This window comes from Serratia bockelmannii, from assembly GCF_051803255.1.
GTDB lineage: Bacteria > Pseudomonadota > Gammaproteobacteria > Enterobacterales > Enterobacteriaceae > Serratia > Serratia bockelmannii.
Map to the genome: position 1 here is coordinate 4,149,013 of NZ_CP196512.1, position 21,391 is coordinate 4,170,403.

The window sequence follows — 21,391 nt, forward strand, 5'->3', positions numbered from 1 at the left end:
CGTTGCCGCGCCCGTTCATCGCTTATTCCGTTGCCTGCAACCGTTCAGCCAATCCGCTGCGGCGCTGGGTCGGCGTGCGAATAGCCCGCAGCAGTACCGTCTCCGTAGCGTACAGTGAGAGCTGCTTACGCGCACGAGTGATCGCGGTATAGACCAGCTCACGCGTCAGCACCGGCAGGAAATGGTTCGGCAACACTAGAACCGTATGGTCAAACTCCGATCCCTGTGATTTGTGCACCGTCATGGCATAAGCGGTTTCATGCGCCGGCAAACGGCTTGGCTGTACCGACTTGATGCTGCCGTCGGGCAGTTGGAAATGCACGCGCAGATCGCCGTGCTCATCCGGCAATGTAATGCCGATATCCCCATTGAACAGCCCCAGTGCGCTGTCGTTGCGGCCGATCATCACCGGCCGCCCCCGGTACCAGCGGCCGAGCACGCCCGGTTTGCGGTCGATCAGGCCCGCACGCTGCAGCCCGAGCTCAATGCGCTCGTTCAGGCCGGCGACGCCGAACGGCCCTTCACGCAGCGCACACAGCACCTGGAAACGGCCAAAAGCCGCCAGCACCGTCGCCGCGTCCGCCCCTTCGGCCGTCAGCCGCAGATAGTCGCGGTAGCCCGCCACGCAGGCATCCAACAGCGCCTGATACTCTTCGCTCGTCGCCAGCGCATAGCCCGCGACATCGCCGAAACTGCCGTTTAGTGCCGCCAGTGCGCGATCCCCCGCGCCGGCGTTGACCGCCAACGCCAGCTGGCCGATGCCGGAACGGGCATCGAAACGGTAGCTCTTGCGCAGCAGACACAGGCTATCGCGCACCGCCGCTTCCGCGTCGGCCTGCCGCCCTTCGATCGAACAGCCGGTCAGGCGGCTCAGCTCTGCGGCACGCGCATCGCTGTATCCCTGCTCGGCAAAACGGCAAATATCCCCCAGCACCGCGCCGGCCTCTACCGAAGCCAGCTGATCGCGGTCGCCAAGGAAAATAACCCGAGCCCGATCGGGCAACGCGGCAATCAGGCGCGCCATCATCGGCAGATCGACCATCGAGGCCTCATCCACCACCAGCACATCCAAATGCAGCCGGTTGCCGCGGTGATAGCGCATGCGCTGACTGTTCGGTTGCGCCCCCAACAGACGGTGCAACGTCGCCGCCTCCGTCGGGAACAACGCCTGCTGCGCCGGGGTCAACGCCAACTGACGGCTGGCGCTGCCAAGCGACTCCGTCAGGCGCGCCGCCGCCTTGCCGGTCGGCGCCGCCAGCTGAATTCGCAAGCGCGCGCTTTCATCCAGTTGCACCAGCGCCGCCAGCAGCTTGGCGACGGTGGTGGTTTTACCGGTGCCCGGCCCGCCGGAAATCACCGCGATACGCCGCGTAGCCGCCACCGCGGCGGCGATCTTCTGCCAGTCGGGTTCGTCACTCGCCGTGCCGAACAAGCGGTCGAGAATGGTGCGAAGCTCAGCCTCCGGCACCGCCAGCGTCTCACCTTCGCCGCCGATAAACGCCGCCACTTCACCTTCGTTTTGCCACATGCGCTGCAGGTATAAACGCGGCCCGCGCAGTACCAGCGGCGTTGCGCCGCTGCCATCCCCAACCGCCGCACTGGCCGCCAAACGCTGCTGCCAACGCGCGCTATCCGGTCGTCCGACCGCCTCCCACACCGCCAACGCCAGCGCTGGTTGGCGCCCTTCAAACAGCGTGTCCGCCTGCAGTTGCTCCAGCATCAGGCAGACATGACCGGCCCCCGCCTCTGCGCTCAGGCAGGCGGCGGCCAGCAAAATATCAGGCTCGTCTTCGTTCGCCACCACGCGGGCGAACTGCACGTCCAGCGGGCGCAGCGCGCCAAGCGCCACCGCCTGCTCCAGCAGTGCGATCATGATCCTTCCTCCGCCGCCGCAGCCTCGCCGCTGAACAAGCGATCCATCCCCTCCACCAACTCAAACTCGGGGAGACAGGTGAAAATGCCATTGCCCGGGTGCGCCGCATCCACGCCGCGCAGGAACAGATAAATCACCCCGCCAAAATGGCGTCGGTAATCATAATCCGGCAACCGATGGCGCAGATAACGATGCAACGCCAGCGTGTACAGCTGGTATTGCAGATCGTAACGATGCTCCGCCATCGCCTGCTCCATCGCCGGCCGGGTATAGGCGCTGCTGTCCTCTCCTAGCCAGTTGGACTTGTAGTCCAGCAGGTAGTATTTGCCCTGCCAGCAGAACACCAGGTCGATAAAGCCTTTCAGCATGCCCTGCACCTGGTGAAAATCCAGCGCCGGACAGCGGGCGGAAAGCGGATCGTAACGCTTCACCAGGGAATCGAGCTCCTTCGCCTGCAACAGCCGATTAATCGGTAAATAGAACTGCAGCTCTGCCTGCTTATGCTGCGGCGTCAGCGCCGCCAGCGTCACGCCGCTGTCATCGAGCGGCGTATTGAGCAGCACCTGCATCCACGCCAGCAGAATCGGTTGCCAGTGTTCGGCGAACCCTTGCTGCTGTAGCTGTTCCAGCAGCCACTGTTCGTCGAGCGGCTGGGTGAAGTCCAGCGTTTCAAACAGGCTGTGCAGGAAGGTGCCGGGCGTTGCGCCGCGCGGGAAGGTATGCGGTGTAAGCGCTGGCTCACTTTCTTCCCCACGCTCACCGGCCGCGTCGACATCCAGACGCGGCAGCAGATCTTGCATCAGGCTCGCGCCGTGCTGTTGCAAACCGGTATAGCTGGTCACCCGCCAAAAATCCTGGATCCGCCGGGTAAAGCTTTTCGCCTCCAACGCCTCGGTTAGCGAAGCCTGGGGGTGCCAGGGTTCTTCATCCGGCGGTTCAACCAGCGACAGCGCGATACCGCCGCCCGCTAATTGCTGCAGCCGCTCCTGCAGATACACGGCGTCACCGGCTTGCCCGCCCTGCACCAGATAACCCAATGCGCTGCGGTGCAGATCGGTATCGCCCTGTTTCTTGCGCGTGCCCTGGAACAACGGTGCGATGCCGATGCTGCAGTGGTACACCGAGCGGGTCAGCGCCACATACAGCAGACGCAGGTCTTCCGCTAATCGCTCCTCCTCCGCCCAGGCCTGGCTCTCTTCATTGGCGTCGAGATCCAGCAACGCCTGGAAACTGTGGCGATCGTGATACAGCGCCTGTTGCTGCTGGCGGAAGTTGCCGACGAACGGCAGCCACACCAGATCGAACTCCAACCCCTTAGACTTGTGAATCGTGATCACCTGCACCAGATGCCGGTCGCTCTCCAGCCGCAACTGCTGATTATCGGACTGACGATTAGGCTGGGCGATCTGCTGCGCCAGCCAGCGCACCAGCGCATGCTCGCTGTCGAGCTGCGCCGCAGCCTCTTGCAACAGCTCCCCCAGATGCAGCACGTCGGTCAAGCGACGCTCGCCGCCGGCGCTGGCCAGCAGGTTCTCCGCCAGCTGGCGCGCTTTCATCACCTCACTCAGCATCGGCAACACGCCGCGGCGCAGCCAGAGCGTACGGTAACTGTCGAATTCATTAACCAGCGAGTCCCAGGCGCGCTCATCGCGGCTCAGGCCGTCCAACGTCGGCGCGTCCAGCCCCATCAGCCCGGTGGCCATGGCGCTGCGCAGCGTGCGCTCTTGTTCCGGCGCCAACACCGCCTGCAACAACCACAGCAGGTCTTTGGCCTCCGGGGTGTCGAACACGCTATCGCGGTTGGACAGATACACCGACGGAATAGAAAGCGCACTCAGCGCATCGCGCACCAACGCCGCCTCATTGCGGCTGCGCACCAGCACCGTGATATCGGAGGCTTGTAACGGCCTTGGCATCTTGCCGCCCTGCAGCCACGCCTGGCCCTGCTGCCCGGCGCTGAGCCAGTCGCGAATTTGCGTGGCGCACAGGCGCGCCATCAGCTGTTGGTAATCACTTACACCGGCGCCTTCCCCCTGCTGCAGCCAGAACTGCATCGCCGGTTGCGGCTTGCCGTGCAATTCAAACGCCAGCCCTTGGTTCTTTTCCGCCGCGCTGACCTCGATAAAGGGGATTTGGCCGAACAGGAAAGGCTTTTCTACCTGAGAAAACAGGTGATTAACGCTGGCGACCATCGACGGCGACGAGCGCCAGTTGGTCTCCAGCGTATAGTGGGCGCTCACCTCTGAGCGCGCCCGCATGTAGGTAAAGATGTCGGCACCGCGAAAGGCGTAAATCGCCTGCTTGGGATCGCCGATCAGCAGCAGGCCGCAATCGGGCCGGCCGACGTAAAGTTTTTGGAAAATGCGGTATTGCTGCGGATCGGTATCCTGGAATTCATCGATCATCGCCACCGGGTAACGCTGGCGGATCGCCTGTGCCAGCTGTTCGCCGCCACCGCTTTGCAAGGCGCCGTCCAGCCGGCTGAGCAGGTCGTCAAACCCCAGCTCGGCGCGCTGGCGCTTTTCTTGCTGAATGGAAGTGCGGATCTCGCTGAGCGCGCGCGCCATGATCAGGTCGCGCAGCGTCAAGGGTTCATCAAACAGCTCGTCGATCGCCGTGAACAGCGCATGCCGCGGCGGCTCGCCTTTCTTGGTCTTCTCCAGCAGCACCGACTGGCGAAATTTATCCAGTTCCTTCGGCAGCTGGTAGTCCTGAGTCTCCTGCCCGCTCCATTCGCCGACCTTGTTCAGCCAGTTCGGCAGGTGTTTGCTGCTGTAGCTGCGCTTATCGACACCGGACTGGGCGATTAACGCCTCCAGATCGCCCGCCGCCGCCCGCCATTGCGCCTTGATGGCGTCGATGCGCGCGACGATCTGCTCGTGGCGCATCAGGACGGTTTCTTCGTCCTTCGGCGGCCGACGCAGCGCCGGCGCTTCACCGTGCAGATAACCGGAAAGATCGGCCAGCAACGCTTCCGGGCCGCTCCACTCCTGGCTGACCGCACGCGCCACGCCCAGTGGCAACGGATAGCAGTGGCGACGCCAGAAATCGGCGCAGGCCTGCCGCCGCAGCGGCAGTTCATCCTGCACCAGCGTTTGTTCAAACAGCATGCCGGACTCAAAGGCGTTGTGCGTCAACATTCGTTGGCAAAAGCCGTGGATGGTGTAAATCGCCGCTTCGTCCATCTGCCGCTCCGCCGCCAGCAACTGCGAGGCGGCGTCGGTCAAATCGTCAATTTCTTCCATCAGCGCCGAAAACAGCGGGTTGGCGCTGATACCGCGCACGCAGGCGATGCGCAGCCCGTGGATATTGTCGCGGATGCGCCCGCGCAGCTCCTCGGTGGCGGCCTCGGTAAAGGTCACCACCAGGATTTCTTCGACCGTCAGCGGCCGGGGAAACGCTGCTTCACCGCCCAACCCCAGCAGCAAACGCAGGTACAGCGCGCCGATGGTAAAGGTTTTGCCGGTGCCCGCCGACGCCTCGATCAGGCGTTCGCCGAACAACGGTAACGTCAGCGGCTCCAGCCTTTGCGGGGCAACTTCCGTCATGGCGTCGCCACTTTGCGCGGCAGGATCTGCTGCAATGCAGACGCGTTCGGATAGGTAACCCAATCCTTAGGCGCCGCGTAATCCGCCTTGTCTTGCCCGCTGCCGCTCACCTGCGACAGCACCGCCAGCCCCTGCGGTTGGATCACCGCCTGGTGGAAATAATCCGCCAGCTTGGCCGGCGTCAGCTGTTGCACCTGCGCAATCAGCTTCTGACGGGTATCGAAGGCGAAATTGCCGCGATCGAAATCGTTGGCGAACCGGCTGGCTTCTTCGCTGAGGGTTTGCGGCCGCTGCTTCAGCTCATTAATGAGCGCCTGTTTGTACTGCTCAAAATCGGCCTCGCTCATGTCGCGCAAGCGCTTCTCGGTTTTCGGGTAGAAATCCTGATAGCGCTGGTACAGGTAGGCCGGCTGTTTGCTGTTGCTCTGCAGCAGGAAGCCCACGCCCCACTGGCGGCCCACCGACATCGGGAAGGCGAAGACCGCATACCCCAATTGCTCCTGAGTGCGCAGCTGGCTGTAGAACCACGGCTGAATGATCTGCCCCAGCAGCGAGCTGTAGGCCATGCCGGTCACTTCGTCGTAGCCGGTCGGCACATAGACCGCCGCCAGCGCCGAGTCGGTGCTGCTGCCCACCTGTTGCAGGTTGGCTAGCTGATTCTTGTCCACCACCACGTCTTCGCCGTGCCACCATTCGATGCCGGTACAGCCCAGACGATGTTTCAACGTCGACGCCAACGTGTCGACCTGCTGCTTGCTCATGTTGCCCACCACCAACAGCTCCGGCGTGGCCTCGGCCAGCAGGCTGTCGCGATAGGCCAGCACGTCTTTCAGCGTCAGCGTCTTCAGCACTTCGCGGCGCTCGCTGCGTTCGGAATACGGCACGCGGGAAACCATCTGCACCGGCTGAATGGCCAGCTCAAACGCTTTGCCCTTCTCGGCGGCGTCCAACTGCTCCAGGTACCAGGATTTGGCCTGCGCCAGCTGATCTTCCGTCGGCGTGAAGCTGGAATAGCCCTCGATCAGCGCCGTCAACAACTGCGGCAAACGCTGGGTAAAGCCATTGGCGTTAAACATCAGGCCGTTGTTAGGCGACGTCGAGAAACTCAACCCGCCGACCGACGCCTGATAGCTCAGTTGATCCAGTGCGAGGCCGGCCAGATAATCCGTCAGCGAGAACAGCACCTGGTTGCGCGCGGAGTCCATAGTCTTGGCGTTGCGGAAAGCGACGGTGACGTCGGCCTTCGGCTCGTCGGCGAAATAACGGCTCGGCATATACAGCACGCGCAGGCCGGGTTTATCCACCACCATTTCCGGCTTTTTGAACTCGTGCGACGGTTTGGTCAGGGTGAAATCATCCGGAATGTACGGGTTGAGCGCCGGCAACGACAGAGAAATGCCGCTGCCCAGCTGCAGCCACTGCGTAAAGCGCTGTGGCGTGATTTTGTCGACCTGGTAAGGCGCGTTGACGAAATAGGCCGTCTTGTTGTGCGGCTCATCGGGGCTGACGAACCAGATGCGCGCATTTTGCGGCGTCATGGCATCCAGACGTTCAGCGATCGCCTTGGGATCATAACGATCGGCCAGGTAGGGTGCGTCCAGCGCATGCTCAACCGGCACACGCAGCATCGTGTCCACCAGCCATTCGATGTAGTCCATGTCGCGCGTGATCGACGGATAACGGAAGTCCAGATTCAGAACGTGCGAGATTTCGTCGAAATAACTCTGCTTGATGCCTTCGCTGCGCAGCATTTTCAGGTAGTTGAAAATGGCGGCGACGACCTCGTCGCGTTTGGCCAGACCTTTGTCGGTCAGTGAAACGCTGATGGCGAAGACGCCGCCGTTGCGATCGACCATCGGATCCGCGCCGGCATTGATGGCATCCGCCAGCCCCTGCTTCTGCAACCAGTCAGACAGGGTGTTTTTGCTGCGGTTGCCGATCAGGTAGCTGATGTAGGTATCGGTTTTGCTGCGAAACGCGGCGCTGTTGTTATCGATGCGGAACTCGACCTTCAGCTGCTTGCGCGGCTGCGCCGGCACATAGTGAATGATGATTCCCTGCTGTTCCGGCGTCACGGCCGGCACGGTGATCGGCGGCACGCTGGCGTCGTGATTCGGCACGCGGCCAAAGGTTTTCGCCGCAATATCCGCCAACTGCGGCAGCGGCTGATTACCGTACAAAACGCCCATCATCAGGTTGGCGGAGTAGTAGCGTTTATAGAAGCCGGTCAGTTCATCATGCAACTTGCTGTCCGGCTTGTCTTTCAGCGTATCGAGATTGCCGCCGGAGAAGCGCGCGCTCGGGTGCGCCGGGTTAAGGGTTTCCGCGCCGACCTGCGCCATGCGCATACCGTCGCGCGAACGCGCCATCGTCAATTCGGCGTTCACCGCGTTGCGCTCACGATCGGCATTGCCCGGATCCAGCAGCGGCTCGGCAATGGCGTCGGCCATGCGATCGACCGCCGGCTCCAGCGCGTCATTCTCCACTTCCAGATAGAAGGCGGTGCGATAAGAGGCCGTGCTGGCGTTATGGCTGCCGCCGTGCTTTTTCAGGAATTCGGACAGGTTTTCCGGCTCTGGATAGCGTTTGGAGCCCATCAGCACCATATGTTCCAGATAGTGCGCCAAGCCCAGTTGGCTGTTCGGATCTTCGAGCGACCCGACCGGCAATGCCAGCGCCGCCAGCGATTTCGGCGCCTGGGCATCGGACACCAGCAACACCGTCATGCCGTTAGCCAACTTGATCGCCTCGTACTGACGCGGATCGTGTTCGCTCTTGTTGATCTTCTCCGCCAGCGGTTGCCATCCTTGCGCGGCCCAACTCAACGGTGCCCAACACATAGCCAATAATACCAGCCCGGCGATACGGGCCAACTGTCTGCGCATATCCAAAATAAACCCCTATTCTGACGTCGCTACGCCCACTCCCTGACGTTGGCGACGTGCATCAAAACCACATAACCAAATCGGTACTCGCCGGGTTCTTCGCCAATGTGGCGGTCCGAACACGGCGGGTATATGCCTGTACGTTATGTCAGACCGGGAATTACCCCAATGGTTGAATATAACCTTCGTTATTTTTACCACCTCCCGCTGCACAGCACCACCGGGGGATTGTTACCCCAGGTTATGCCGCGCCACCGGCAGCAGATAACGCTCTGTTTCGGCCAGAATTTGCGCCAAGTATTCATTATCCAATTGGCGGAATACTCGCTGCACGTAGGGATCTTCCCCTTCTCCGGGAATGCGCTGATCGCCCTGCCAGGCCTGCAGCAATTTGGCGCAGGCCTTAATTTGCGCGTCTTCCTCCCAGTCGATTTGCTGCGTTTCCGGCAGATAGCACTGGCTCAGCCACGCCCAGCCGCTCTTGTTCAGCAACAGCAGCGGCTCACACAGACCGCGTTGATAGCCCGCCAGCAGCTCCGCCAACTGTGCCTGCGCCTCTTCTGGCGCCAGCGCGGCAAAGCGCCAGGCGGAGTTCTTGCGGCCATACATGCGGCTCTCGCCGGTGCCGCCGGCACAGCAATACACCAGGTGCTCCAGCCACAACAATATGCCGTCCACCGCCGACAGCGTAGCGGGCCGCCAGCGCAACAGGCCGTCATCCTGCACCTGGTGCAGCCAGCCACTGAGGCGCACGCCGGCGATATCGATATCCAGCTCCAGGCTATGGCTCTGCGCCCGTTCCGCACGCACCTGCTCGGCCAGTTCGCTCATTTCTTCCTGCTGCTTTTGCCAATAAATTTCGCCGAAGGCGCCATAGGGCAACCCACCGGCGGCGCGCACCCGCTGGAATAGCCGCTCGGGATCGTCGCCGTCGATAAGCGTATTCAGCAGTTGACTGTTGAACTGGTAACGGCTGAGGTTATCCAGCGTGAAGGGTTCTTCGTCCGGCAACTCGGTCTCTTCCAGGATAAAACTGACGCCCAAGCGCAGCTGGAAGAAGGCACGAATCGGATGGCGATAAAACCGCAGCAGCTCATCCAACGCTATTTGCTGCAGCGCTTCGGCGGGCAGCGGCTGGTTGAACGCCGGATGCGCCGCACCGCGACCATCGGCGGCGGGCAGCCACTCGGCGGCATAGCTTTGCGCCTCCGAGCCCGGCAAGAAATTCTCGGCGGCGAACGGCATGCGCGCATGCCACTTCAGCAAGTGCTCGCCCACTCGGCGGGCGCTGTCGTCTGCGCTAAGTTCCTCGTCTCCCGGCAGACAATAGCTTTGCTCCAGGTACTCCAGCAGCTCGGTGACCAGCACCGAAGGATAGCGCGGGCTGTTGTCCTGAATGGAACGGCCGATGAAGCTGATATACAGCCGCTGCTGAGCGGACAAAATCGCTTCCAGGAACAGATAGCGGTCGTCATCGCGACGGCTACGGTCGCCACGTTTGACCTGCTGCGCCATCAGATCGAACCCCAGCGGCGGCAGCGTGCGCGGATACACGCCGTCGTTCATGCCCAGCAGGCACACCACCTTGAACGGAATGGAACGCATCGGCATCAGCGTACAGAAGTTGATTTGCCCGGCGAGGAAGCGCTGACTGATGCGTTCCTGATCGAGGCGCGCCGCCAGATCGTCACGCAGAATGGTCAACGGCACCTCGTCGGGATAGCGCGCCGCCAGGCCAAAATTGATGGCCTGCTGCCACTGCTGTTCGATCAGCGCCAGCACGACTTCGGTGTCGCTGTCCGCGGCGAAGAAGGCATCCAGCAGTTGCCGGCACAACGGCAGCCACGCCTCGAGCGGGCGCGCTTCGCTCAAGATTTGCCGCCAGTGGCTGAGCTGCGCCAGCAGGTCTGCCAACTGCCCCGCCAACTCGGCGGCCAACCCGCTCGATTCGTCGTAAGGTAAAATGCCCTGCCAATCGCCGGCATTGCTGTCCATCGCGTAGCCAAGCAGCATGCGCGTAATGCCGAAGCGCCAGGTATGCTGGCCAGTGGCGGGCAGATCCAGTTCGCGCACGTTATCGTCGTCCAGGCCCCAGCGAACGCCGGATTCACCAACCCAGTGACGCAGCAGGCGCAGCCCCTCTTCGCCGATGGCGAAACGGGTAGCCAGGGCAGGCACCTCCAGCAGCGCCAGCACCTGTTCCGAGGTAAAGCGGCTTTGCGGCAAATCGAGCAGTGAAATGAACGCCTGCAGCGCCGGATGCGCCTGCCGCGCTTTACGGTCAGAAATGGCGAACGGCAGGTAGCGCTCGGCGGGGGCGTTGCCGAACACCGCCTGAATATAAGGCGTGTAGCTGTCGATATCCGCTACCATCACGATGATGTCGCGCGGTGTCAACGACGGATCCTGCGCCAGCATGGTCAGCAGTTGATCGTGCAGCACCTCCACTTCCCGCTGTGGGCTGTGGCAGGCGTGCAGGCTGAGGGAGCGGTCATTCTCATCAAGCGGGCGTTTGCTGACGCTGCTTTCCAGCGTTTCCGCGGTAATACCGATCACCGCATGATCTTCCAACTCCAGCATGTCGCGCTGAACGGCGTGCAGCATGGTATCGGCCGGAATATCGACAAAGGCGTCGACCTCTTGCGCCCCTTCCATCTGCGACAGCAGATAGAGGTGATCGCGCCCCAGCTTGCCCCAGGAGGCCAGCAGCGGGTTGCTGAGCTGCTGCTGGCCTTCGGCGTCAAACAGGCGCGCCGCGTCATCCGGCTCGCGGAACAGCCCCTGCTCACGAGCCTGGTGGTAGTGACGGCGTTTACGGCTCTGCAAGCGGGCCAGGAAAGCGTAGTCCTGAATGTCGCCCCAGTAATAACGACAGGGGTTGGTGAACATCAGGTGGATATCGATATGCCGTCCCAGCGCCTGCAGCGCCTCCAAATAGACCGGCGGCAACGCCGAGATGCCGCAGATAAACACCCGCGGCGGCAAACCGGGCGGGCACGTTTTTGCCTGCTCCAGCGCGTGGATAAAGCGGCTGTACAGATTAGCGCGGTGCCATTCCGGCTGCCCCAGTTCACGCGTGTACTCTACCAGCCGCGCCCAGAGCGGCGCCTGCCATTGCTGAGCCTCCGCCAGACCGTCGATGCGCTCAACGCGCTGCCAGCTCTCCAGCCACTGCGGGCGATAAACCAAGTATTGGTCGAACAGGTCGGCGACCCGGCCGGCCAACTGGTGGATCTTGCGCTTGTCGCCGTCATCGGTCAGATAGTGCTGCAGTGGCGCAAACGCCGGCTGGGTCAGCATCTCCGGCAACAACCACATCAGCTTCCAGGTCATGGCGTCCTTGCTGAAGGCGCTCTCTTTCGGGATATCCGGCAGCACCCGGGTGAACATGTCCCAAATAAAGGTCGCCGGCAGCGGAAACGCGACATTGGCGGCGATGCCGAACTGTTCCGCCAGCTGCATCTGCAGCCATTGCGCCATGCCGGGGCTCTGCACCAGTACCACTTCCTGTTGAAAAGGATCGGCCAACGGATCTCTGGCTATCAGCGCGCTGGTCAGCGTCTTCAATAAATCCAGCTGATTGGAATGATAAACCGTGAACATGAACGCTCCTTTAAAACAAAAAACATACCGGCTCAAAAACGGGTGCAATACCAACGGCTCAGCGTTGCCCACTGCCGCTGCGGCGTTTGAACCCTGACCGTCAATCGACGGCAATCACTCTCCGCATCGTCAAGCGCCGCCTCACGTCGCCAGCCATCCAGCGGTGGTTCGGCATCGAGCCGCCCGGTGACGGCGAACGTTTCCAACTGCTGGTGCGCCAGCGCCCAGGCTTGCCGGTAGTGCCACTGGCGCTGAAACGACTGCAACAGCACCTGATGATACTGTAACAAGCCAAGCAGCGACACCGAGAACAGCAAGGCTGCCACCAATACCTCCGGCAGGCTGAAGCCGTTGCGGGATAGCCGCCCTGCGCGAGCGTTAGCCATCGCAGTCAGCCAGCCTTTTCTCGGGGCAAAAATCCAGCCGCCCCCCTGGCTGAGCTTGCACCTTGCCAGCAGCCTCTGCATCGTCAAACACGCCCCATTGATACAGCCAAAGCGGCTCCCCCCCGTGCATCTCACCAAGGCCGCGTACCGTCACCACCCCCGCTCTGGTAGACAGCCGGGCGCAGGCCGTCAATTCCACGCGCTGCCTGCATAGCCAGGCCGCTGCACTCAGCTCGGCGCGCGGCCAGCGCTGGCTCATCCCCCAACTCAGCGCCGAAGCGGCCTGATTGTAAGCCTGAAGGTAACGCTGCTGATCGGCGGCCAGTAACAGCGCGTTATCCAATTGCCGATGCTGAGCATTGAGCAACATCAGCCCCAGCGCCAGCAGCAACATCACCGCCGCCAGGGTGCTACCGCCTCGCTGGGTGCGCCGCTTCATGGCAGCGCCGCCATTTCGACGCTCCCGCTCAGACTGCGCCTGATACGCGTATCGCTGGTGGAGCGCCCCGTCAGCGTCAGACGAGCCAACGCTGCGCCGTGATCGCCCCGCTCTATCGCCACATGAAACCGCTCAATGCGCACTTCGTCATGATCGAGCAGCCGCTCCCAGCCGCCGCCATCGCATTGGCTTACGCCGCGCTGCCCTTCCAAGCCGCCATTGCGCAGCCGATAACCGAAATAGCCTGCATCCTCGCCCGAGGTGGGCCATTGCCCGCTGCGGGTGATGTCGTAAGCGACGATAACGCAGCTGCCCGCCGCTTCTCCCGATGCCTGGCCGATCAGCAACGGACGGCCTGCGCACTGCCCGGCGCAAAAACCGGCGCGGCGCAGATCTTTCTCAATGCCGAACGCCAGCTGTCGCAGCGTTGACTCCAGCCGAAAGTGCTGACCAACGGCCACGTTCTGCTGGCGTAACAGCGGGTAAGTTTTTGCCGCGCCAAGCGCGATCACGCTGCCGAACACCAGCGCCAACATGACCTCCGGCAGAGTAAAACCGCGTTCGACAGTCAGCATGGCGCGCTCCCCCTTATCCGGAGCCCTTCGCTGCATAAACGCAGCCGCCCTCGGGCAGACAGCACTAGCCGCAGGCCGCCTGCCTCATTGCTGAGCTGGATATGCCCCGCCTGCGCAGTATTGCGCAAACCGTAAAACCCGATTTCTTTGTCGGTATAACCGCTCAGCGCAACGTCGCGATAAAACGGTGAAAAAACGGGGCCTTCGGCTGAACCACAATCCGGCGGCGGCACGCCACCGCCCAGACACCAAGGCGTGCCGCTCTTGAACCACAGCAGCGTCGTGCGGTTACGCCAGTTGGCGTCCGCCTGCAATCGCAGCAAAAACGCCAGCAGTTGTTGGGCCGTGTGTTCCAGCCGCAGCGCTTGCTGATGATAGCGCCATTGCCCGACGCCCCAGCCGGTAAGCATGCCGGCGATCAATATCGCCGCTAACAGTTCAATCAGCGTCATGCCACGCTGGCGGTCATCAATGTTCGAGAGAGTCTTGTCTTTCATGCGGCCAGTGTAAGGGCCGTAACAAAGCGGTAAAGCCGTATGCGCAAGCCTTGCGGCAAGCTGCGCAATGTTTTCTCAGTAGTGACAAGTGGCGACAATAAAATGCGGCGCAGTGCGCAATGCGGATAAAAAAAGGGGCGCAATCGCTGCGCCCCTGGTGTGATGCGGTTAAGGTCAGATCGCGACCGGCGCCTTGATGGCCGGATGCGGATCGTAACCTTCGATCTCGAAGTCTTCGAAACGGTAATCGAACAGCGAAGCCGGCTTGCGTTTGATCACCAGTTTCGGCAACGGACGCGGTTCACGCGTCAGCTGCAGCCGCGTCTGTTCCATGTGGTTGCTGTACAGGTGGGTATCGCCGCCAGTCCAGACGAAATCACCCACTTCCAGATCGCACTGCTGCGCCATCATGTGCACCAACAGCGCATAGCTGGCGATGTTGAACGGCAGGCCCAGGAACACGTCGCAGGAACGCTGGTACAGCTGGCAAGAGAGCTTGCCGTCCGCCACGTAGAACTGGAAGAACGCGTGGCACGGCGCCAGCGCCATCTGGTCCAGCTCACCGACGTTCCAGGCGGAAACGATGATGCGGCGCGAATCCGGATCCTGCTTCAGCTGTTGGAGCACGTTGCTCAGCTGATCGATCTGACGACCATCCGCCGCCCCCCAGGCGCGCCACTGCTTGCCGTACACCGGGCCGAGATCGCCGTTTTCATCGGCCCACTCGTCCCAAATGGTGACCTTGTTGTCACGCAGGTAGGCGGTGTTGGTATCGCCGTTCAGGAACCACAACAGCTCATGAATGATCGAACGCAGGTGACATTTTTTCGTGGTCACCAACGGAAAGCCATCCTGCAAATTGAAACGCATCTGGTGGCCGAAAATCGACAACGTGCCAGTGCCGGTACGGTCGGCTTTAGGAGTGCCCTCGGCGAGCACCTTGTTCATCAAATCCAGATACTGTTTCATTTGTCCCTCACGACAGTTGTTGCTGCGGGCGACGACGGTACGCCCAAATCATCATAATAATACCGGCCACCACCATCGGGATGGACAGGATCTGCCCCATGCTGATCACGCCGTCGAACAGGCCAAGCTGGGCATCCGGCTGGCGGAACGCTTCGACGATAATGCGGAATGCGCCATAACCGATCAGGAACAGGCCCGATACGGCACCCATCGGCCGCGGCTTGCGGATGAACAGGTTCAGAATGATAAACAGCACCACGCCTTCCAGCAGCAGTTCATACAGCTGGGACGGGTGACGCGGCAGCACGCCGTACTGGTTCAGCAGCGGCAGCAGAGAAGGATCGGCGGCGGCGAGGGCCACGTCTTCGCTGCGCGAGCTTGGGAAAAGCATCGCCCAAGGGGTGTCGGTAGTCACGCGGCCCCACAGTTCACCGTTGATGAAGTTGCCGAGGCGGCCGGCGCCCAAACCGAACGGGATCAATGGCGCGATAAAATCGGAAACCTGGAAGAAGGTGCGTTTGGTACGACGAGCGAACCAGAACATCACCAGAATCACCCCCATCAAACCGCCGTGGAACGACATGCCGCCATCCCAGACCTTGAACAGATAGAGCGGATTATCCAGGAACAACGGCAGGTTGTAGAACAGCACATAGCCCACGCGGCCGCCGACGAATACGCCCAGGAAACCGGCGTAGAGCAGGTTTTCCACTTCGTCTTTGGTCCAGCCGCTGCCCGGCTTGTTGGCGCGGCGCACCGCCAGCCACATGGCAAAAACGAAGCCGACCAGATACATCAGGCCGTACCAATGCAAAGAAACCGGGCCAATGGAGAAAATGACCGGATCAAATTTAGGAAACGCCAGATAGCTATTGCTCATCTATCACCACAACATGTCTGTTATTTTTCCCCATGCGGGGGCGGCAGGTGCCAAACGGCGACGGACATTACCTCGCGCCTTGCAAACGGCAGCATTGGCCGCTGCGGTTTGCAAGACGACGAACATGCGTCGCGCTGAGGTTGCGCATCATAACATAGGCTTAGCGCGGTCCGGGCCGGCAGCGCGGGAAAAGTTCTGTAAAAAAAATCACATCGCGCGGCGATTATCTGCCGCCGCGAATCAACCCGCCCATGCCGCGTCGCTCCATAAACGCCGCCACCAAATGGCGCACTTCCGTGGTCATTTGGGTGTTCAACACCCGGAGCGCCAACACTTCCGCGTCGGCAAGGTCGATATGTCGCAGCAGGTATTTGATGCGCGCCACGCTGCGGCCGTTCATGCTCAGATTGCGATAGCCCATGCCCACCAGCAACAGCGCGCCCATCGGATCGCCGGCCAGTTCACCGCACAGGCTAAGCTGCAGCCCGGCCGCTTTCCCCTGTTCGGCGATCAGCTTCAGCACCTGCAGCATCGCGGGATGCAGGCTGTCGTACAGCGAGGCTACCCGCGTGTTGTTGCGATCCACCGCCAGCAGGTACTGGGTCAAATCGTTGGTGCCTACCGAGATGAAGTCGACGCGCCCGGCCAAATGCGGGATCAGGAAAATCATCGACGGCACTTCCAACATCACGCCGATTTTCGGTTTCGGGATCGCGTAGCCAAGCACCTCTTCCACCTCGCGCCCGGCGCGGTCAATCAGGCGCTTGGCCTCATCGACCTCTTCCAGGCTGGTGACCATCGGCAGCAAAATGCCCAGGTTGCCGGTGCCGGCATTGGCGCGCAGCATGGCGCGCACCTGTATCAAAAAGATCTCCGGCTGGTCCAGAGTGATGCGAATGCCGCGCCAGCCCAGGCAGGGATTTTCTTCGCTGATCGGCATGTAGGGCAGTTGCTTGTCGGCGCCGATGTCTAGCGTGCGCAACGTGACTGGTTTGTTGGGGTAAAGCTGCAACATACCTTGATACTGCGCGACCTGTTCTTCTTCGGAAGGGAAACCGCTTTGCAACATGAACGGAATTTCAGTGCGGTACAATCCCACGCCGTCCACCCGGCCGCCCAACAGCTGTTCATGTTCCGGGCTGAGGCCGGCGTTCAACATCACCTGAACGCGTTCGCCGCTTTTCAACTGCGCCGGCTGTTCGACGTCGTCTTCCGCCAGCTTGCTCAGTTCCTGTTCTTCGCTGATCAGCCGTTGGTATTCCTGCACCAGCACCGGCTCAGGATCGACCAGCAGTTCGCCGCGATACCCATCAACGATCAGCAGCCGCTGGCTGAGCAGAGAAGGCTGGATGTCGGCGCCCATCACCGTCGGCACGCCCATCGCCCGCACCAAAATCGCCGCATGCGAGTTGGCGGCGCCGTCGCGCACCACCACGCCGACCAGGCGATCCTGCGGCACTTCTGCCAGCAATGTCGCGGTCAGTTCATCCGCCACCAGCACAAAACGCGCCGGCCACTGGGTGGCGCCCTGAGTGGTGTCGTCGAGGTGGAACAGCAGGCGCTGGCCCAGCGCGCGCAGGTCGCTGCCGCGCTCGCGCATATAGGTGTCCTGCAGTTTGGCGAACTGTTCGGCAAAGGCTTCTATCACCTGCTTCACCGCCCATTCCGCCACCGAACCGTTGTCGATTTCGGCGAACAGTTCGCGCTTGAGGCGGGCATCGTTTAACAGGTGAGAATAAAGATCGAAGATCGCCGCGCTCTCTTTTTGCGAACTGGCGGCAAAACGCTTGCTGAAGCGGCGAAATTCAGCGCCGGCCTCTTCCAAGGCCAACGTCAGGCGTTCGCGCTCGCTGGCGGTGTCCAGCGTCGACGCGCGGTAAACCTGATCGAGCGAAGGCTGGCTGCTGTCCTGCCACCCTTCCGCCACCGCCACGCCGGGCGAGGCCGCCAGCGCGCGCACGCGCGTTTGGCGGTACTGGCCGAAAATGGCGTTGAGCTGTGACTGTGACAGGATCCCGGCCATCTGCGTGGCCAGAGTGACCATGAAAGACTCTTCGCTTTCGTCGAACTGGCGCAGCTCGCGCTGCTGCACCACCAGCACGCCCAGCAGCTGGCGCCGGTGAATGATTGGCACCCCGAGGAAGGATCGAAAACGATCCTCTTTCACCTGCGGAACGTATTTGAAACTGGGGTGGCTTTGGGCATCGGCCAGGTTGATAGGCTCGGCCCGGCGGCCGACCAACCCGACGACGCCTTCGTCAAACGCCAATGCGATAGTGCGCCCGCGCGGCTTTTTCAGCCCGCGCGTGGCCATCAGGTAATAACAGCGGCGATCGTTGTCCGCCAGGTAGATGGAACACACTTCGGTATCCATCGCCAGACAGGTTTCATTGACCAGCAGATCCAGCGCATCCGTCAGACTGGCCGCCGCGGCCACCTTCTCTACAATTTCTCGCAAGCGCGTGAGCATAGTCGGCTTAACTTAACCTCTCTTTCGGCGATAAGCGGGGGCCTGCCGCGGCGCCGCCTGCTCTTGCATCGGCATCACGGTCACGGCGAATTCTTTCATCACCCGGCGGTAGACGTCGCGTTTAAACGACACCACCTGGCGCACCGGATACCAGAAGCTCACCCAGCGCCAACCGTCGAACTCCGGCGTGCTGCTGCGCTGCATGTTGATATCAGCGTCATTGCACAGTAGCTGCAACAAAAACCATTTTTGCTTTTGGCCGATACAAACCGGCTTTGTGTCCCAACGCACCAAACGTTTCGGCAATTTATAGCGCAACCAGTTGCGGGTCGAAGCCAGGATGCGCACATCCTTTTTACTCAGCCCCACTTCTTCGAACAGCTCACGGTACATCGCCTGCTCCGCAGTTTCGCCAGGGTTAATCCCACCTTGGGGAAACTGCCAGGAGTGCTGACCGTAACGGCGGGCCCATAAGACCTGCCCCTGACGATTACAGATTACGATACCAACATTCGGGCGGTAGCCATCATCATCGATCACCGGACTACCTCGATAAGCTTAAATTCGCATAGATGTCCTGATTGTTTCACACAAGCTACAGGCGGTAAACCACTGCTTTACGGTGCTGCGGGCCGGATAACATTGGGATAACTCACAGATATAGGCAAAGTTATAAACATACCCCAGCCTTTTAAGCCGGTTTTATTCACTTTTTCTGTGGATAGGTGTGTGCAGAACTCGAGGGATAAGCCGGTAAAACTCTCACACCCTCAAATATCCCCTCATACCGAAAAATACACATTTACTTTAAAAACATATAATTAACCAACAACACGCAATGGTGAACAGGTCAAAAATGTGATCTATGCACGGTAAGGATCTTACCCTGGCGAAAGATCCACCAACGCCGTTTTTATCCACAGATTATGCGGGCAAGTTACGCACAAAACGGACAAATTCGTAAAAAACCGCCTGAGTCAAGGCTGTAAATTGAACCAGTGATCGGCAAAAATTTGGGTTATCCCATAAATCTGTGGATAAATAGGTGTAAGATCCTGTTTATTGTCGGTGGCTTCAGGTGAACAAGCCCCGTGAGTGTATTGTCGGCCACGTAAGGAAAGAAAAAAAGTCATGTAAAATCATGCTACTATTATTCTTTTCCCCAGGCGACAGCGGTTATCGCTCGCCGCGTATAATTGCAGTACATTTTTCAACCAAATTCGACAGGCTTGATTTATGGCATTTTTATCCCCTTTGCCGCCCCCGCCGGAAAATGAACGGCAGCTGTTCGAGCGCGCTCAGGCGCTGGCCGGCTTCAGCTTTGGTGAACTGGCCGCCCGTGCGCAATTGCCGATCCCCAAGGATCTGAAACGCGATAAGGGTTGGGTGGGCATGCTGCTGGAGCTGTATCTCGGCGCCATGGCCGGCAGCAAACCGGAACAGGATTTTCCCGAGCTGGGCATTGAGCTGAAAACCATTCCTGTCGACGCCGCCGGCAAACCGCTGGAAACCACGTTTGTCTGCGTCGCCCCGCTCACCGGCAACAGCGGCGTCACCTGGGCCAGCAGCCACGTTCGCCACAAGCTGGCGCGCGTGTTATGGATACCGGTAGAAGGCGAACGGCAGATCCCGCTAGCCCAGCGCCGCGTCGGTTCGCCGCTGCTGTGGAGCCCGAGCGCGGCAGAAGAAGAGAGGTTGCGCCGCGATTGGGAAGAACTGATGGATCTGATCGTGCTCGGTCACGTAGAACGCATCACCGCGCGCCACGGCGAAGTGCTGCAACTGCGCCCCAAAGCGGCCAACAACAAGGCGCTCACCGAAGCCATCGGCGAACAGGGGCAACCTATCATGACGCTGCCGCGCGGTTTCTATCTGAAAAAGGGTTTTACCGGCGCGCTGCTGGCAAGACATTTCTCAATCTAGGCGATTTCGTTTAACTCTGGTTTAGCTAACCCTGTCAGCGCCGCGATAAACGCGTATAATTCACACTTTGCATTTATTTAGTATTAAGGTGTGTCGGGCAATGTTCGAATGGATTATGGATCCCAATGCCTGGTTAGCGTTAGGTACGCTAACCATTCTTGAGATCGTACTGGGTATTGATAACATCATTTTTCTGTCGCTGGTGGTGGCCAAGCTGCCCAAAGCGCAACAGAACAAAGCTCGCCGGCTCGGGCTGGCCGCCGCCATGATTATGCGTCTGGCGCTGTTGGCCTCCATAGCCTGGGTGATCCGCTTGACGCACCCGCTGTTCACCGTGCTGGATCACTCTATTTCCGCCCGCGATTTGATCCTGCTGCTGGGGGGATTGTTCCTGATCTGGAAAGCCAGCAAAGAGATCCACGAAACCATCGAGGGGTCGGAAGAAGAGCACCACACCAAGGTGCACAGCTTCTTCGGCGCGATCGTGCAAATCATGCTGTTGGATATCATCTTCAGTCTGGACTCGGTGATTACCGCCGTGGGCCTCTCCGACCATCTGTTCATCATGATGGCGGCGGTGGTGATCGCCGTCGGCGTGATGATGTTCGCCGCCCGGCCGATCGGCGAATTCGTCAATCGCCATCCGTCGGTAAAAATGCTGGCGCTGGCGTTCCTGATCCTGGTGGGCTTCACGCTGATGCTGGAAAGCTTCCAGGTGCACGTGCCGAAAGGCTACATCTACTTCGCCATGTTCTTCTCCATGTCGGTAGAGGCGCTCAATCTGATGCGCAGCAAGAAAAACCGTTCGCCGGAATAACCCTACGCGGAGGCCGCCATCGGCGGCTTCCGCCGTTTCGTTGCCCCCTCATTTCACTTTTTCTTATCAGATAAAGACTTATCTGAGACGCCCCCGGCCAAGAGTTTGCTAATCTTGAAAGAACATTGTTTTCTGCATAATCGAGGATCCGCAGGATGAAAAAGTGGGTAATGGCAGTGTCTGCGCTGGTGATGGCCGCCGGTTTGGCGGGATGTTCCAGCGACTACGTCATGGCGACCAAAGACGGCAACATGATCCTGACGCAAGGCAAACCAGAGATCGACACAGACACCGGACTCATCAGTTATAAAGATGAGAAAGGCAACCACCGCCAGATCAACGGCGATCAGGTTTCCCAGGTTATCGAACGCTAATCACCGCCCGCCGGCTATCGCCCGCTCGAGCGCGGTAGCCCTCATTCGTGTCCGCACGGAATCCGCTTCCCCCATCTTCACCGCTTGGTTATAGTCAGGAAAGGCGACATCGCCGCCCGACGGACTTTGCGCCGTCTTCTGAATTGGGCTCC

General features: G+C 60.5%; 15 protein-coding genes. 3 read left to right on the forward strand and 12 right to left on the reverse strand.

Annotated features, from left to right (window positions below; genetic code table 11):
- Nucleotides 1–22 precede the first annotated feature (22 nt).
- The 12 genes from recD to rppH all read right to left on the reverse strand — a co-directional run bounded on the left by recD (nt 23) and on the right by rppH (nt 18,665).
- On the reverse strand, nt 23–1,873 hold the full coding sequence (recD, locus tag ACSJLU_RS19790) for an exodeoxyribonuclease V subunit alpha (protein WP_261464564.1): 1,851 nt from the start codon (nt 1,871–1,873) through the stop codon (nt 23–25).
- Nucleotides 1,870–5,421, reverse strand: coding sequence for an exodeoxyribonuclease V subunit beta (gene recB, locus ACSJLU_RS19795; RefSeq protein ID WP_380827975.1), 3,552 nt, complete (start codon nt 5,419–5,421; stop codon nt 1,870–1,872). Before recB ends, recD begins: the two co-directional genes overlap by 4 nt.
- A complete protein-coding gene (gene ptrA / locus ACSJLU_RS19800) occupies nt 5,418–8,306 on the reverse strand; it encodes a pitrilysin (protein WP_197769888.1) in 2,889 nt (962 codons plus the stop codon). The genes recB and ptrA overlap by 4 nt, the downstream gene beginning before the upstream one ends.
- Before the next feature lie 231 nt (nt 8,307–8,537).
- A complete protein-coding gene (gene recC, locus ACSJLU_RS19805; protein ID WP_346421841.1) occupies nt 8,538–11,909 on the reverse strand; it encodes an exodeoxyribonuclease V subunit gamma in 3,372 nt (1,123 codons plus the stop codon).
- 32 nt (nt 11,910–11,941) lie between these two features.
- Nucleotides 11,942–12,295 (reverse strand): prepilin-type N-terminal cleavage/methylation domain-containing protein, encoded by a 354-nt coding sequence (locus ACSJLU_RS19810; protein WP_043139856.1) that lies wholly within the window; start codon nt 12,293–12,295, stop codon nt 11,942–11,944.
- Complete coding sequence (locus ACSJLU_RS19815) at nt 12,288–12,734, reverse strand: YgdB family protein (RefSeq protein ID WP_043139853.1); 447 nt, start codon at nt 12,732–12,734, stop codon at nt 12,288–12,290. The genes ACSJLU_RS19810 and ACSJLU_RS19815 overlap by 8 nt, the downstream gene beginning before the upstream one ends.
- A complete protein-coding gene (locus ACSJLU_RS19820) occupies nt 12,731–13,309 on the reverse strand; it encodes a prepilin peptidase-dependent protein (protein ID WP_043139850.1) in 579 nt (192 codons plus the stop codon). The genes ACSJLU_RS19815 and ACSJLU_RS19820 overlap by 4 nt, the downstream gene beginning before the upstream one ends.
- Complete coding sequence (locus tag ACSJLU_RS19825; RefSeq protein WP_380827971.1) at nt 13,303–13,806, reverse strand: prepilin peptidase-dependent protein; 504 nt, start codon at nt 13,804–13,806, stop codon at nt 13,303–13,305. The genes ACSJLU_RS19820 and ACSJLU_RS19825 overlap by 7 nt, the downstream gene beginning before the upstream one ends.
- A 174-nt stretch (nt 13,807–13,980) precedes the next feature.
- On the reverse strand, nt 13,981–14,775 hold the full coding sequence (gene thyA / locus ACSJLU_RS19830) for a thymidylate synthase (RefSeq protein WP_025304065.1): 795 nt from the start codon (nt 14,773–14,775) through the stop codon (nt 13,981–13,983).
- A 7-nt stretch (nt 14,776–14,782) separates the two neighbouring features.
- Nucleotides 14,783–15,655, reverse strand: coding sequence for a prolipoprotein diacylglyceryl transferase (gene lgt / locus ACSJLU_RS19835; RefSeq protein ID WP_016929919.1), 873 nt, complete (start codon nt 15,653–15,655; stop codon nt 14,783–14,785).
- Between the two features lie 223 nt (nt 15,656–15,878).
- Nucleotides 15,879–18,125: a phosphoenolpyruvate--protein phosphotransferase gene (ptsP, locus tag ACSJLU_RS19840; RefSeq protein ID WP_043139841.1), complete on the reverse strand. Its 2,247-nt coding sequence runs from the start codon at nt 18,123–18,125 to the stop codon at nt 15,879–15,881.
- 12 nt (nt 18,126–18,137) lie between these two features.
- Nucleotides 18,138–18,665, reverse strand: coding sequence for an RNA pyrophosphohydrolase (gene rppH / locus ACSJLU_RS19845; protein ID WP_004931849.1), 528 nt, complete (start codon nt 18,663–18,665; stop codon nt 18,138–18,140).
- A 696-nt stretch (nt 18,666–19,361) separates the two neighbouring features.
- On the opposite strand from rppH, the gene mutH reads away from it, so the two are divergent.
- The 3 genes from mutH to ACSJLU_RS19860 all read left to right on the forward strand — a co-directional run bounded on the left by mutH (nt 19,362) and on the right by ACSJLU_RS19860 (nt 21,239).
- On the forward strand, nt 19,362–20,048 hold the full coding sequence (mutH, locus tag ACSJLU_RS19850) for a DNA mismatch repair endonuclease MutH (protein ID WP_025304067.1): 687 nt from the start codon (nt 19,362–19,364) through the stop codon (nt 20,046–20,048).
- A gap of 100 nt (nt 20,049–20,148) precedes the next feature.
- A complete protein-coding gene (locus tag ACSJLU_RS19855) occupies nt 20,149–20,865 on the forward strand; it encodes a TerC family protein (RefSeq protein ID WP_025304068.1) in 717 nt (238 codons plus the stop codon).
- Between the two features lie 155 nt (nt 20,866–21,020).
- On the forward strand, nt 21,021–21,239 hold the full coding sequence (locus tag ACSJLU_RS19860; RefSeq protein ID WP_016929923.1) for a YgdI/YgdR family lipoprotein: 219 nt from the start codon (nt 21,021–21,023) through the stop codon (nt 21,237–21,239).
- Nucleotides 21,240–21,391: the final 152 nt, after the last annotated feature.